The organism is Argonema galeatum A003/A1 (assembly GCF_023333595.1).
In the GTDB taxonomy this organism is placed as follows: domain Bacteria; phylum Cyanobacteriota; class Cyanobacteriia; order Cyanobacteriales; family Aerosakkonemataceae; genus Argonema; species Argonema galeatum.
On sequence record NZ_JAIQZM010000017.1, the window covers coordinates 1 to 15,110 of the forward strand.

Consider the following 15,110-nt stretch of genomic DNA (forward strand, 5'->3'; position numbering starts at 1 on the left):
TGACTTTTGACTTTTGACTTTTGACTTTTGACTTTTGACTTTTGACTTTTGACTTTTGACTTTTGACTTTTGACTTTCGCGTAGCGGCACTAGCCCCTCAAAAAATTGACACAGGAAAACTTAACCTTGCTTAACATTCAGGGTAAAATGACCAAGTGGTGTGAGTAAGCACAAATGACTAAGCGACGAAAGATGTCAACTGGCTTATCTAGTACTTCCACATCCAACGTCCTGCTTTCGTTTCTCAAGAAGTTAGCAATATGTCTGTAGCATTAGCGAATCAAGTCGGCCTTATGCGGTCAATGAAGTCTGTCTACCAAGCAGATCAGCAAATCAAGCTGTTGCATTTGGAGGCGGATATAGAAAGCTTATTGCAGCAACTGCAATACCTCAAGCAGCAACGACTGACCTCAGATACCCAAGAATTAGCCAGCTACGACGAAAATCTCAACTGATAGAAGCTTCAAGCAGGCCCACTGCCTGCTTGAAGCAGCTTTAGCTCGTTTTTTGGTAAAACATATCAGAAGCATCCCCTGCTACGGATGTATAAATAGCAGGTGTATCTCATGCGTCAATTAAATCAATCAACTTTACTGGCATTTGGAGACCTGTAAATTTATTCATGACTGCATCGACAATAAAACCCCAGAATTTGGCATTGACTCCCAACCCTTCGGAGCTGCGCCTCAGACATATTTTGAAAACTCTGCCGCACGATGTCTTCATCAAGAATCGGCGAAAAGCCTGGACATCAGTGATAATCAATGTTTTGTTGGTTTGCCTGGGCTATTTGAGCATCGCCTTTTCTCCGTGGTTTCTGCTGCCATTGTGTTGGATTTTCACGGGTACGGCTCTGACTGGTTTTTTTGTGATCGGTCATGACTGCGGCCATCGGTCTTTTGCTAACCGACGCTGGGTGAACGATTTGGTGGGTCACGCGATAATGCTGCCTTTGATTTACCCTTTCCACAGCTGGCGCATATTGCACAACTATCACCACGCACACACCAATAAGCTCGAAGAGGACAATGCTTGGGAACCCCTTAACCCAGAGGTTTATGCCAGTGCGGGACGCCCTTTGCAGTTGGCTTATGAGGCAATCCGAGGCTGGTTTTGGTGGGTCGGATCGATCGGCCATTGGGCGATTTTGCACTTTAATTGGGGGAAATTTGAGGGCAAACAGCGATCGCAAGTCAAGTTTTCGGCCCTGCTGGTGCTGATAACAGCTGCGATCGCTTTCCCAACCCTAATTGCCACCACTGGCATCTGGGGCTTCGTCAAGTTCTGGTTAGTACCCTGGTTGGTTTACCACTTCTGGATGAGTACTTTTACTCTGGTACACCACACCGCTCCTGATATTCCCTTTAAGGCAAATCACGAGTGGAATGAAGCTATCGCCCAGCTATCTGGAAGCGTCCACTGCGATTACCCCCGCTGGGTGGAATTTCTCTGCCACGATATCAATGTTCACGTCCCCCATCACATTTCTACCGCCATTCCTTCCTATAACCTGCGGATGGCTCATCGCAGCCTCAAAGAAAATTGGGGAAGCTATGTGCGGGAGTGCCGTTTCTCTTTGTCTTTAATGAAGGAGATTGTTGACAAGTGTCATTTGTATCATCCAGAGCAATGCTACCAGTCTTTCGATAGCTACCACTCTGCCAGCGTTAAAAGCGCTAAAACTGAAGACCTTACCCAGTAGGGTGCGTTAACGTAATTTAACGCACCCTCCAAAACTAAAAAAACGCCCAGATGCGATCGCGGCTGGGCGTTTTAACATACTCAGGACTTACGCTCTTCGCCCCCCTAGCCCCCCAATTTTGGGGGGAATGAGGAGGGGGGCTCCCCAGATTTGGGGGGTCGGGGGGGCAAAACCTTGGTTAGTGCGTAAGTCCTGATACTTCTAAAATTTGTATGTGAATTTGCGACTTCATCGCCAGTAGTCGCTACACTACTGGCAATACAACTTTTGAGTTTCGGAACAGTTTGGCATGATGCAACCGATACCCAAGCTAGAGCCCTCCCCCTCTCCTGAGAGCAGACGCCTGAACTATCATGATGTCTATAGTTGCCCTGTCTGTCGCTACGGACAGATATCCGTGCTGACGCTCACAGAATCCTTTGCTTGTAACTTTTGTCGCCACATTTTCACGACTAATCTTCAGGATCAGTTGCTTATAATAGCTGATAGTTTGCAGCCAATGGCTTGGCGATGGACTGGTCGCAGTTGGAAAATAGCTCATCAGAAGGATTCTGACCTTACTTTAGTCGTTTGGCTGCTGGGAACGGCTTTAGTGATTTTCCCTACCCTGATAGTTGGGCTTTCTGCCTATATATTCCCTCCAGAAGAGGGCAGTTATGGATCTTGGCTTCCCAGGTTTTGGATCGGCTTGACTTTTCTATCCCATCTCACTTTCGTAGTCTGGCTGCTTGCGGCAAATTATCAGTTACCCTTTTATACCGTCTTGAAAATCAAGTTGCGGGAGTTTCTGGCTCGTCAGCAGTAGGGTATCCTACTGTAGCAGTACTTGTTCGTAGAGTTGTCCGGCTCGTTCCCAAGTGTATTCTGTCTCTACGAGCGATCGCCCATTTCTCGATAACTCTTCTCGCAGTTGGGCATCTTCAAATAAGCGGCTGATGGCGTTAACGTACTCTTGGACTTGATTTGCTCGTAAGGCTCGTAAAGGTACGTCAGGAGTATCAACGGCGAGTCCTTCTAAACCGCGATCGCTTGCCACTATCGGCACTCCAGCTGCCATTCCTTCTAAAGTTTTGTTTTTAATTCCATAACCCGCACGCAGGGGAACGACACAAACTGTACTGGCGTGCAGGTATTCTGCCATTGAGCAAACTTTACCCGTAACGATAACTCCGGTGCGTTCCCCCAGGGCCAAAACTTCTGGTGTAGGACGTGCGCCAACAATGCTAAAAGTAGCATCCGGGTAATTTTTTTGGAGTTCTGGCAATACCTCTATGGCAAAAAAACGAGCGGCATCGATATTGTGGGAAGCATCCATTGCACCAACAAATATTAATTTGCGTCCGCCGCAGTCACTTGTACGATATGGGAATATTTCCAGATCTACTCCATTTGGAATTACCGGAATATCAGCTTGGGGAACGAATTTGAGAAATTGTTTTTTATCATCTTCCGTCGTGACTACAAGACTAGAAAATTTGCTGGAGTAGCGTTTTTCGTACCGTTCTAAGATGAGGTGAAGGTAGAGGCGATCGCGCAACGCATTCGGAGACGCCCCCATTTCCAAGTGGTCGCGAATCCACCCATAAATTGAACTGTGAATATCTACAACTGTCTTAACTGAGTTGCGAAATTTAGGACGAATGTAGATTTCATTAACACTATGTTCGCAGGTAATAACATCGCATTTGCCAGATTGGACAAACTCATCTACCCAACTTTTAATTTCCGGCGAATATCGATATAAAACATTCGGTGGCGTTGCTTTTATGACAGACTCGCTAAAGCGTGCAACTTTACCAACCAATCCTTCGATTCCGCCTTGTTTCGGTTCTGGCGGTAGCGGAAAAATAACTAGGTTGCTTACCCACTGACGGAGTTCTTCTACCTCCGCCTCTGTTACTCCCCCGTGGCGTTGTGTCACCAGCGTAATGTTATGACGCTGGTGCAGGTATTTCAGCAAGTTGAAGGTTCTGATTTCGGTTCCCCCTCGGCTGGGTGGATAGGGGAACGTAGAGGAAAGCATGAGAATATTCATCTATACGGATCTCAGACTCTGCTAGAAAGCTGTGTTTGCACGATATCTATATTTAAGGACTTGACATTAAAGAGGGCAATGGGCTAGTCTATATGAAAAATCAAGGTGAAGCTACCGCAAATTTACTAAATAGTTTCTTCCTGATTAGATTATCACATCGGGGTCAATAGGAAGCGTTTTGTTAACCAAGCATTTCTCTGAAATGTTGTTAGCTAAAATTTATCTTCAGTGCTGTCTACCAGATTTATGTATTATATGGGTGCTTTAGAAAAAAATTTTTTCAAGCAAAAGTTTGAGGTACGCTCCTTTCTCAGCCTTTATCCAAACCTGTTTTTTCCATTAGTAAAGTTGGCAGGAAAACAACCAAGCAGGGCAGTTGATAAAAACACTGAAATAGTTATAGAAGGATTTCCAAGATCTGCAAACAGCTTTTCTATTGGTGCGTTTCAATTTGCCCAAGGTCGTCCAGTTAGGTTGGCATCGCATTTACACGCTCCTGCTCAAATAATCCGCGCCGTCCATCTTTCTATACCAACATTAGTACTAATTCGTAAGCCAGTCGATGCAGTAATTTCCTTCAAGAGCTTGGAGTTAGAAGTAAGCGATCCAAATTCCTATATTAGCCCTGGATTAAGTATTTGTTTGAAAAAATATTTAAAATTTTGGATATCATTTTATACTAGAATTAAGCCATATAAAGACTATTATGTAATAGGGTTATTCGATGAAGTTATTCAAGATTTTGGGGTGGTTATTGAGAAAATAAACTATAATTTTAACACTAAGTTTTTAAGTTTCGAGCATACAAAAAATAATGTCAAAAATATTCATGCTCAACAAGGGTTTCATTCTGGGCCGTCTAAAAAGCGTCAATATTTAAAAGCAATTTTAATGAAAGAACTTGAAAATGATGAGATTAAAAGTCTCATTGCCAAAGCGAATTCTGTATACCGTGAGTTTGAGATATTCGCAAAATGTTCTAGATTAAGCAGTACAGAAATTAGAGCCACCTCGGTTGCAGATCTAGAAACAAGCGAAATATCCGAGTTATTATAAAAAGTCAGACAAAAGTGAGCCAATGGAAACTAATGAGCTGAAGTTCCTCCTAAAATTATTGGGTTGTCCTAATTATCGGTCATCCCTTTCTGCTGGCGTCTTCAAAGACTTTAAAGGCAAGGACAAAATTTGTCGAGACTTGGGCGATGAGCGAGAATTGATAGACTTCTCCCGCGAAATTGCTTCCGTTAAAATTTTACCCCCCGGTCGTGCCTTGCTGAAAATAGACGCCTCTCAACTGCCGATCGCAGACAAAGAACTAAAGGTGCTGGAGAAAATAGGCAAAAGTCCCGGAAAAATCAAACCCAGTGAAATTACAGTTGTGAAAGCGGCTGAAAGAGCGGAAATATTAAAGAACCTCGCCGATCGCGGACTGATTGAAGCTGAAAGGAAAGTCAAACGGACTAAAGCCGAGGTATGGCTGACTCAGCGAGGACTGGAATATTTGCGGGATGAGTACAACCCCAAGGGTTCTGCAACCATTAGTCTGGATTTACTGAAAAATTACCTGAGCTTTTTGCGAAAATGCCTCCGCGAAAACTCTGAAGTAGTATCGCCAGCACCAGCTACACCTACAGCTAAGCCAAGCGATGAGCAGATTTTACAGATAATTCGAGATTTAGATCGGGAACTGGGAACGGAAAATTATTTGCCAATTTTTCACTTGCGGCAGAAGTTACAACCGCCCTTATCCAGGGAAGAATTAGATCGATCGCTTTATCGCCTGCAACGGAACGACCAAGTTGAGTTGAGTTCGCTGGTAGATACGACGCCCTATACTTCAGAACAAATTGACGCCGGAATGCCCCAAGATATTGGTGGTGTGCTGTTCTATATCGTAGCTAATTAGTAATCTATCCTCGACTGTTGAACTCTAAAATTACTACCCTAGTGCAATGGAAGTGCAAGCATGGCATCTATAGATCAAATTATTAAACGAGAGGTTAACCCATTCGATCCGGTAACTTTTAAAGCGGGTAACTTTTGGCAGGAACAGCAAGATCCAGCCCTTACTGTTGAGTCTATTCATCAAGATATCCTCATTGAAATTGAAGCGCTTCTCGATCTGGTTGCCCAAGATCGTCGCACCCGCACCCTGATGCTTTATGGCGACTCTGGTTCTGGTAAAACTTATTTATTGGGTCGGCTCAAACGCACGCTCAACCGCAAAGCTTTTTTCGTTTATATCGATCCATTTCCCGATAGCGACTTCATCTGGCGGCACGTCCTACGCTACACTGTGGATAGCCTTTTGCAAGTCCCTCAAGGCCAACAAGAATCTCAGTTGTTACTTTGGCTCAAGGGTTTATCTGTTTTCAAACAACGCAGTATTTTAGATCGGATACGGGGCGATCGCCAAGCCTTCATCCGCAAACTTAGAGATACTTATACTTCAGGTATATACAATGCGAATGAGTTCTTTGGAGTGCTGTACGACCTGCTCAATCCTGAATTACGGCTGCTTGCCTGCGATTGGTTGCGGGGAGACGATTTAGATGAAGAAGATTTGAAAAATCTGCGGCTCAAAAGTGATATTGACACCGAAGATGCAGCCCAAAAAGTTTTGGCTAATTTTGGCAGAATTGCTGCGGAAACTCAGCCGATCGTACTTTGTTTTGACCAGCTAGAAAACATTGCTCGCTTGCCAAACGGAAATATCGATTTACAAGCATTGTTTACCGTCAACTCCAGTATTCATAACCAGAACTTGAAGAACTTTCTGGTTATCATTAGCCTAATTACAGATATTGGGAGACAGAATGCCGATCGCATTCATCAGTCTGACAAAGCTCGGATAGATCATCGAGTTAGCTTAAAACGTATTACTTTGGATCAAGCAGAAACAATCTGGGCAAGTAGACTCTATCCGCTATACCAACAAGCCGATCCCAAACCTCCCACACCAATTTCCCCCTTAACCAGAAAAATTTTAGAGTTGAAATTCCCTGGTGGTAGAACTGACCCTAGAAATGCTCTCAGGCTTGGCCAAAAACTAATTCAGGGATACAAGCTAGGCGGAAAGTTTGAAGAAGATTCTGTCGCAGTATTAAAATTGATCTGGCTTGACGAATTTAATAAAATTCAGCAGAAAATCTCTCGAATTCGCCAATTATCTTCCCAGGAACTGATACGAATGTTTCAAGAAGTATTAGCTGCTTTGCAAGTGGCCGAGATTCGTCCCAAGCTGTTACCCGGAACAAAGTATGGTAGTTATTCTGTTAGCTACGAACAGCCAGGTAAGTCTAAAAGAGTAGGAGTTGTGTGGACTGAAGAACCTAACTTGAGCAACTTCTTTTATGTAATGAATGCTTGCCAAAAGGCAATTCAACAAAACCTGTGCCAAACTCTGTATCTAATTAGGGCTGAAGAGGTAGGGAAAGAAACCAATAAAGGTTATAAACTTTACAAGGAAATCTTTACTGGTTTACCTCATCGCCTGATTATACCAGATATGACTTCTGTATACTACTTGGCAACTTACCACAGCTTGGCTAATGCGGCTCGATCCGCAGAGTTGGTGGTTGCAGGTGAAACCCCCAATATCAATGATTTAGAAGCATTAATTCGCGATTCTCAAATCTTGCATAATTGTTCTTTACTGCAAGATTTAGGTATCGTTCCAAGTCAAGAAAATGCTGATAATTTCAGGCAAGTTACAAACAACTTTAATGGGAAGAAAATGGATACTTTTCAGCAATTGAAAGACTTTTTATTGACTCTAGTCACAACTCAGCAACTTATGGGTAATCAGGTACTTATCCAAAATGCTCTCAATCAGTTTCCTATGGTGAATGAATCCCAAGTTGTTCAGCTGATTCAGCAGCTATGTCAGGAAAACAGAATTCAACTTCTCAACGCCAAGGCTAGTCCAGAAGCACAATTAGTCTGTCTATTACCTAAAGGTTAGTTGGTGCTGTAAACTATAATTCATTTTACTTTAGCCAATGCCATATATAACAGAATCAGCTACAATAATAGCACTTATCACCAAATTATCATCTGCTAAAATACTTTGGGCAGATACAGAAGTTGCTGACTGGGATACAGCTTATCCCAGATTATCTTTGATTCAAGTGTTGGCAGATCCGAAGAATCTTAATGGCGATCGCGCTTATATTCTAGACGTATTGGATAAGTCTGATTTGGTAGCATATTTTGTTAATCAAATCATGGCAAATCCTGAAATTGAAAAGGTTTTTCATAACGCCAGCTTCGATCTAAAGTTTCTAGGTGGTAACAAGGCGCAGAACGTTACCTGTACTTTGAAGATGGCGAGGAAGATAACCAAAGATCGCCTTTCAGTTTCCAACCTAAAACTCAAAACTTTAGCAGCAGAACTTTGCCAATTTAGCAATATAGATACAGAAGAACAAGGAAGCGATTGGGGACGCCGACCTTTAACCGAAAAACAGTTAAAATATGCTAAATTAGATCCAATTTATCTGGCTCACGTACATCGTCGTTTATTAAAAACTATTAACCAAAATCATCCTAATTTAGAGGATATGTCATCAATGCCGCGACATGAAAAATCCGAACAAACTAGCTTCAGTGTCACCAACGTCAGAGTAGCTTTTGAATGTCCGCGTTTATTTTATTTGCACCATCATTTTGATGGAAAAACTTTGTTTGTGCCAGAGGATCGCATCAAGGGAATTGGCACTGCATTTCATAAATTAGCAGAAGATTTTATTGGTATAGCTAAGCGTGAACCGCAGTTTAAAGCTTTATTTGAGTCACCAGTTGAGCATTTGAGTGTGGATGCGATCGCAACTCAAATGCAACAGCTATTTTATCAACTAGCATTTTTCCCTTATCTACAATCAGCTATTCAACAAGACTCAAATCAAGCGGCGGCGTTGCATCAAATCTGGCAGGGATTAACTAGATTGATTCGCCACTGGACTGAATTGCTTATTAAAAATAGACGCGATTGTCGTGCGGATGCTGTGATTTCCCGCACTTTGGTTACTGGAGAATTCAGCCTTGAGCATAACTTCACTTTGCCAGATGGTACGCAGCAAAGGTTAATCGGAAAACTTGATAGTTTAGTCTTCGATTTTGAGCAAAAGCGCCTCTGTGTGGTAGAGTATAAAACTTATGAGCCTGTCGATCCCTCCGCTCAATTAGCCCAGGTTTCTCTCTATAGCTATATGCTTAAAGAAAAGAAAAAAGTGCCTGTTGATTCGGCAGTTTACTGCGTTTTACCAGAGTTCAAAGAATATCGCTATTCTTGGGAACAGTTGGAAAAGACAGTACATCAAGTGATTCCTCATAAATTACAGCAAATGCGGGAATGGCTGAAATGGGAACCGCCTCATCCCAATCCGCCGCCACCAACACCCCAACCGCACCTTTGCGATATTTGTCCACAGCAGGAAAAGTGTCAGTCTTTTTTTGTTGTTGATAGCAGCCAATCTACATCATCTGAGAAAGTGGTAATTCCTCCACAAGCTGAAAAAAAGAAGCCTGAAGCGACTAAAAAACCTTTACCTACTCCTAACGCAGATGCGATCGCAGAAAAGTTAGTAGCAACCCTCAAGTCTTTTGGTATTAGTGTTGATTACCAAGGGGCAGCGATCGGGCCAGCTTTCATCCGAGTTAGGCTCAAACCTCATCCGGGAGTAAGAGTTGCCTCCCTACTAAATAGATCTGCCGATCTACAGGTGCAACTAGAATTAGCCAATCCGCCGCTGATTGCACCGCAAGCTGGGTATGTCAGCGTCGATCTACCGCGATCCGATCGCCAAATAGCCAAAATTGAGGATTATATTCAGCGTCAACAATTGCCCTCAACAGCACCAGTGAAAATTGCGATCGGCGTGAATCTGGACGGACAATTACTAGAAGCTGATTTATCCGATCCGAATACTTGTCACTTTTTAGTTGGTGGGACGACTGGTAGCGGTAAGAGCGAATTTCTGCGAAGTCTTCTCCTCAGTCTACTCTGGCGTCACTCCCCCAAGCATCTGAAAATTGCCCTCGTCGATCCCAAGCGGGTAACTTTCCCAGAATTTGAGGGGATACCGTCGCTGTATGCACCCGTGGTTAAAGATAGCGATCGCGCGATCTCCCTCATGACTGACTTAGTAGCAGAAATGGAGCAGCGTTATCAGCTGTTTGAAGCTGCTGGCTGTGCCGATATCAGCGCTTACAATCAAAAAGCAACCAAACCCCTACCCCGCATTGTCTGCATCTTCGATGAATATGCTGATTTTATGGCGGAAAAAGAAATTCGCAATGCACTAGAATTGAGCATTAAACGTCTTGGCGCTATGGCACGAGCAGCTGGAATTCACCTGATCGTGGCCACCCAACGTCCAGAAGCCAGAGTTGTCACCCCCTTAATCCGCTCTAACTTACCAGGAAGGGTTGCATTGCGTACCGCCAGTGAGGCAGACTCGATTATTGTGCTAGGTGGCGATCGAAAAGCAGCTGCCTACCTACTGGGTAAAGGTGATTTACTCTACCAAGCGGGATCGCATCTGCACCGATTACAAAGCTTGTTGGCTACAATTATCGAGTTGCCCCAAAGCTAGCATTCACCTGCCACAGAAGGCATCGCCAGATGATTCGTCTACCTCGGTAGGAATATTTCAGCAGCTAACGCCCTTTTGCCCCGTGCGTAAAAATATTAAATTTAATTAAGCGTTTCCATTTTAGGATCGCTATGGTATCCAGATCGACTTTGCTCGCGCAGGGCGTCATTCTTGAGAGGACTGAACGAATGGGTTATATCATTTCAACTGCCAACATGAAAGGCGGTGTCGGTAAGACTACCCTCACCGTAAACTTGGCCGCTAGTTTGGTAAAAGATTTTGGTAAGCGGGTTTTGGTGGTCGATTTAGACAATCAAATCAGTGCGACTCTGAGCTTGATGTCTCCGCAAGACTTTTCCAAACGCCGCAGAGACAAACGGACACTGAGGCATTTGGTAAACAAGGCAATTAAACCGGATATTAAGCTAACAATACCCATTCAGGATGTAATTTGCCCCTACGTCTGTTCGCTGAAGGATCTAGATTTATTGCCAGGAGATCTTGACCTCTATGATGAATTTTTGGTATCTGAAATGCTCTATGAAAAAGCCATTAAAGGAGGTCAGCCCAACTTTGAACAAATTTGGATTCGCTTTGAAAGAAGACTGGTACAACATATTTTAAGCCCGGTCATTAAAGACTATGATTTTATCATCCTTGATTGTGCGCCCGGTTATAATCTCTTAACTCGTAGCGGTCTTCTGGCTAGCGATTTTTATATATTACCCGCTAAGCCAGAACCTTTATCCGTCATTGGTATTCAATTGCTAGAAAGACGGCTAGCTCAACAAAGAGAGATTCATAAAGACGATCCAGTTAATATTCAGTTGCTGGGAATTGTCTTCACAATGTCAGGTAGTCTGCTGACGGGAAGGTATTACCAGCAGGTGATGCGGCGAGTTAATGAAGATTACAGCGCTACAAAATTATTCAAAACTCGCATCCCAGTTGATGTCAGCGTCTCCAAAGCAGTTGACACTTTCATGCCTGTTGTGCTGTGCAATCCTCAATCGCCTGGTAGTAAAGCTTTCACGCAGTTAACGCAAGAATTTATACAGAAAATAAGCGTTATTGCTACCGTCAAGCAAAACCCAGCAAAGTTTGATTTGGGAGAGTGAAGGGAAGGGGCTAGGGGCTGAGCGTCTCCGCACTGAGCGCTTGCCGAAGTGTCACGTCGAAGCCTAGCCCCTAGTCCCTATTGAAGGGCTAGTGCTGGAATGCAACGATCGCATAACAGAGGATGTAGTGCTGATTTGCCTACATAAAGCGAGTAGTTCCAGCAGCGATCGCATTTTTCCCCTTCCGCCTTCACCACACCCACAGTCAAACCGTCAGACTGTCCTTTGTACTCCAATCCAGACAAAGCTTCTGGCGATTCCACCAGTTCCACCTGAGAAGAAATAAACAGGTAACGTAACTCATCCACTCCCTTATTGAGTGTTGAGTCTTTTAGGATCGAGCTTAAGTCTGCCGTCAGTTCTTGTATCTCAGTAGTTACTTGAGCGCTAACCGCTGGTTGTACAATAAATGTTCGCCTTGAAGAAGTTTTGCCGACAACCTCTTCTTTAAAGGATTGAATTTGAGCGAACAACTCTTGGCGATCGGTTGTTTTGAGCAATTTACGATTAGCAAAACGCAGACAGTAGACAACCCCAGCGATTGTAAAAAACGGTTTTAGCAGAGGGATACGATTTATAGCATCCATCGTCGCATCTGTTACATAAAATACGCCTGCCACTGCCAGAATTAAGCTAAGTACTGTCAGCGGTTTTTGGTTGTTTTGCAGAAATCCGCCCAGATTATCGAACCAATTAGATAAAACGACCGAAAAATCTGTCAAGAACGTTTGCCACTCTTGGGAGGATGTTTCTTTTGTTGTTACCTGTATGGGGATATCGACTTCTTCAACTTCAAGCTGTTCGTCTGCGAAGAGGGCTAATGGCTGACTTTCAGGATTCAAAACCTGCAAGCGTTGGCGTAACTCGTCGTCAGCGACGTAAAGCAACACTTTGGCTTCCAGAGAAGATCCGATCGTGTCACCTTTTCGCGCTTGTTCCATTACCTTATTAACTTCCCCGCGCAGATGGCGTAATTGTTGCCAAAATGCAGCGAGTTCGGGGTTTTTCCAACGCGCATCTAATTTGACCCAACCGGATTCAAATACAGATTTGTAGGGTGTTGGATAAGGAATAAATTGCCAGATATCTTCTGCTGTATGGCATAGAACGGGTGCGATCGCACGTGCTAAATTTTCCACAGCAATAGCCAGCACCGTCTGAGTGCTGCGACGACGGAAGGAATCCGCCGCACTGATATAAAGCCGATCTTTGGCAATATCCAAATAAAAATTGGATAAATCGACGACGCAGAAATTCTGCACTGTTTGGAAGAATCGGAAGAATTGGAAACTATTCATAGCTTCCGTCACTTCCTCGAATACTTCCGTCATTCGGTGCAGCATATAGCGATCGAGTTCTGGCAGATTTTCGTAAGGCACCGCGTCTTTTGCTGGGTCAAAATCGTGCAAATTTCCCAACAAGAAACGAGCGGTATTGCGGATCTTATTCCTCACATCCCCCATCTGCTTCAGGATGTTTTTGCTGATGGGAACATCGGCAGAATAATCTACCGAAGACACCCACAAGCGCAACACATCCGCGCCATAAGGCGGCTCCTCTTTTTGATTTTTCCCGCCCTCAATTACCATCGCTGGGTCAATTACATTACCCAGGGACTTACTCATTTTGCGACCTTGTTCGTCCAAGGTAAAACCGTGAGTCAACACAGTTTTATAGGGCGCTATACCATTTGTTGCTACACTTGTCAACAAACTGGATTGAAACCAACCCCGGTGCTGATCGGACCCTTCCAGATACATATCGGCTGGGTAATGCAATTGGGGCCGCTGTTTGGCCACGGCTGCCCAGGACGAACCGGAGTCAAACCAGACATCCATCGTATCGGTGCCTTTGCGGTAGGTGCGATCGCCATTGCGGTATTTTTCGGGCAGAAGTTCTTCTACCGAGAGTTCCCACCAAACGTCAGAACCTTTTTCGGCCACAATTGCTTGGACGTGGGCGATCGTTTCCGCAGTCAGCAGCGGTTCGCCCGTTTCTTCATCGTAGAAAACGGGAATCGGCACGCCCCAACTGCGCTGACGGGAGATGCACCAATCCGATCGTTCTGCCACCATTGGGGTGATGCGGTTTTGGCCTTGGGGAGGAATCCATTTTACGGATGCGATCGCATTTAGCGCCTCTTCCCGAAATCCTTCCACGGAAGCAAACCATTGTTCCGTCGCCCGAAAGATCGTCGGCTTTTTGGTGCGCCAATCGTAAGGATACTTGTGGACGTAGGGTTCTTCCTTCAGCAAAGCACCCGCATTTGCCAAAGCTTCGATCACTGCTTTATTCCCTTCACCCAGCACATTCAAGCCAGCAAATTCGCCTGCTTCTTTAGTGAAGTTGCCATCATCATCAACTGGCGCAAGGATAGGCAAATTATAACGCCGACCCACCTGATAATCTTCTTGACCGTGACCGGGAGCTGTGTGAACCAATCCCGTACCCGAATCGGTAGTAACATAATCTCCGCCGATAACGATCGAACTTTCGCGATCGAACAGCGGATGACGATACGTGGAACCCTCCAAAGACTTGCCAGATCCCGTCGCCTTCACCGACAGGTTAACTCCCAGAGTAGCCGACAACCGCTCTACCAACTCTGCGGCGACGATCAGGTATTTAAATTTGCTCGGTGTTTCCTCGTCTGAATTGGGAGTAACTTCCACCACTGCATAAGTGAGGTTTGGATTGACGGCGACTGCCAAATTTCCCGGTATTGTCCAGGGAGTCGTCGTCCAGATAGCTACCCCCAATTCTGGCAAGTATGGCCTCAAAGCCGATTCTAATGGCGCAGACAAACTGACGATCTCGAAAGCTGCGTAGATACTCCGCGAGGTGTGAGTAGGGCGACCTTGAGCATCTTCTGGATATTCTAATTCTGCTTCTGCCAGTGCTGTCTTGGAACTGGGACTCCAATGAACTGGCTTCAAACCCCGATAGATGTAGCCTTTCAGCACCATTTCACCGAAAACGCCGATTTGCGCCGCTTCATATTCTGGATTCAAAGTCAGATAAGGATTATCCCAATCACCCCAGACGCCGTAGCGCTTAAATCCTTGACGCTGTTGGTCTACTGTTTTGAGGGCGAAATCTCTAGCTTTGCGGCGCAGTTCCAGGGGTGTGAGGTTTTGCCGTTCTGCTGGCTTCATGTCCTGCAAAACTTTGAGTTCGATCGGCAATCCGTGACAATCCCAACCAGGAACGTAGCGAACCTTGCGTCCTTGCAGCAGCTGATACTTATTGATAATGTCTTTGAGAGTCTTATTCAGGGCGTGACCGATGTGCAGCGCCCCGTTAGCATAAGGTGGCCCGTCGTGCAAAACAAAGATATCGCCGGGATTGTTTTGCGACAGTTTTTCGTAAATCTGATTTTCGGCCCAAAATTTTTGCAGTTCTGGTTCCCGCTTGATAGCGTTCGCCCGCATATCAAACTGAGTTTTGGGCAGATTAACGGTGTCTTTATAAGTTTTGGATTCTGTCACAATCTCTGGCCGAAAAATGATGAAGGGACGTCGAAAGTCAAAAGTCAAAAGTCAAAAGTCATTGGGAATTGGGAATTGGGAATTGGGAATTGGGAATTGGGAATTGGGAATTGGGAATTGGGAATTGGGAATTGGGAAGAAGAAAGGTTAAACTCCCCCACTCTCCCACTC

General features: G+C 44.7%; 11 protein-coding genes. 9 read left to right on the forward strand and 2 right to left on the reverse strand.

The window, feature by feature from the left end; translation table 11 throughout:
* The first annotated feature begins 260 nt into the window (after nucleotides 1-260).
* The 3 genes from LAY41_RS17980 (at nucleotide 261) to LAY41_RS17990 (ending at nucleotide 2,507) form a co-directional block, all read left to right on the forward strand.
* Nucleotides 261-455: a hypothetical protein gene (locus LAY41_RS17980; protein ID WP_249100910.1), complete on the forward strand. Its 195-nt coding sequence runs from the start codon at nucleotides 261-263 to the stop codon at nucleotides 453-455.
* Between the two features lie 167 nt (nucleotides 456-622).
* Nucleotides 623-1,702, forward strand: coding sequence for a fatty acid desaturase (locus LAY41_RS17985; protein WP_249100912.1), 1,080 nt, complete (start codon nucleotides 623-625; stop codon nucleotides 1,700-1,702).
* A 289-nt stretch (nucleotides 1,703-1,991) separates the two neighbouring features.
* Nucleotides 1,992-2,507: a hypothetical protein gene (locus LAY41_RS17990; RefSeq protein ID WP_249100915.1), complete on the forward strand. Its 516-nt coding sequence runs from the start codon at nucleotides 1,992-1,994 to the stop codon at nucleotides 2,505-2,507.
* Between the two features lie 6 nt (nucleotides 2,508-2,513).
* Here the strand turns inward: LAY41_RS17990 and LAY41_RS17995 are convergent, their stop codons facing one another.
* Nucleotides 2,514-3,737 carry a glycosyltransferase family 4 protein gene (locus LAY41_RS17995; RefSeq protein ID WP_249100918.1) on the reverse strand — a complete coding sequence of 408 codons (1,224 nt, stop codon included), beginning with the start codon at nucleotides 3,735-3,737 and terminating at the stop codon, nucleotides 2,514-2,516.
* Nucleotides 3,738-3,992: 255 nt separating this feature from the next.
* On the opposite strand from LAY41_RS17995, the gene LAY41_RS18000 reads away from it, so the two are divergent.
* The 5 genes from LAY41_RS18000 (at nucleotide 3,993) to LAY41_RS18020 (ending at nucleotide 11,451) form a co-directional block, all read left to right on the forward strand.
* A complete protein-coding gene (locus LAY41_RS18000) occupies nucleotides 3,993-4,793 on the forward strand; it encodes a hypothetical protein (protein ID WP_249100921.1) in 801 nt (266 codons plus the stop codon).
* A gap of 22 nt (nucleotides 4,794-4,815) precedes the next feature.
* Entirely contained in the window at nucleotides 4,816-5,643 is an 828-nt protein-coding gene (locus LAY41_RS18005) for a transcription factor RcaD (RefSeq protein WP_249100924.1), read from the forward strand.
* 60 nt (nucleotides 5,644-5,703) lie between these two features.
* Nucleotides 5,704-7,701: an ATP-binding protein gene (locus LAY41_RS18010; RefSeq protein WP_249100926.1), complete on the forward strand. Its 1,998-nt coding sequence runs from the start codon at nucleotides 5,704-5,706 to the stop codon at nucleotides 7,699-7,701.
* 37 nt (nucleotides 7,702-7,738) lie between these two features.
* Complete coding sequence (locus tag LAY41_RS18015; protein ID WP_249100928.1) at nucleotides 7,739-10,333, forward strand: DNA translocase FtsK; 2,595 nt, start codon at nucleotides 7,739-7,741, stop codon at nucleotides 10,331-10,333.
* A 188-nt stretch (nucleotides 10,334-10,521) separates the two neighbouring features.
* Nucleotides 10,522-11,451, forward strand: coding sequence for a ParA family protein (locus LAY41_RS18020; protein WP_249100931.1), 930 nt, complete (start codon nucleotides 10,522-10,524; stop codon nucleotides 11,449-11,451).
* 77 nt (nucleotides 11,452-11,528) lie between these two features.
* Here LAY41_RS18020 and ileS read toward each other — a convergent pair whose 3' ends face one another.
* Entirely contained in the window at nucleotides 11,529-14,939 is a 3,411-nt protein-coding gene (gene ileS / locus LAY41_RS18025; protein WP_249100934.1) for an isoleucine--tRNA ligase, read from the reverse strand.
* 16 nt (nucleotides 14,940-14,955) lie between these two features.
* Between ileS and LAY41_RS32335 the strand changes: the two genes are divergently transcribed.
* Nucleotides 14,956-15,090, forward strand: a complete 135-nt coding sequence (locus LAY41_RS32335; RefSeq protein WP_275974222.1) for a hypothetical protein — start codon at nucleotides 14,956-14,958, stop codon at nucleotides 15,088-15,090.
* Nucleotides 15,091-15,110 lie beyond the last annotated feature (20 nt).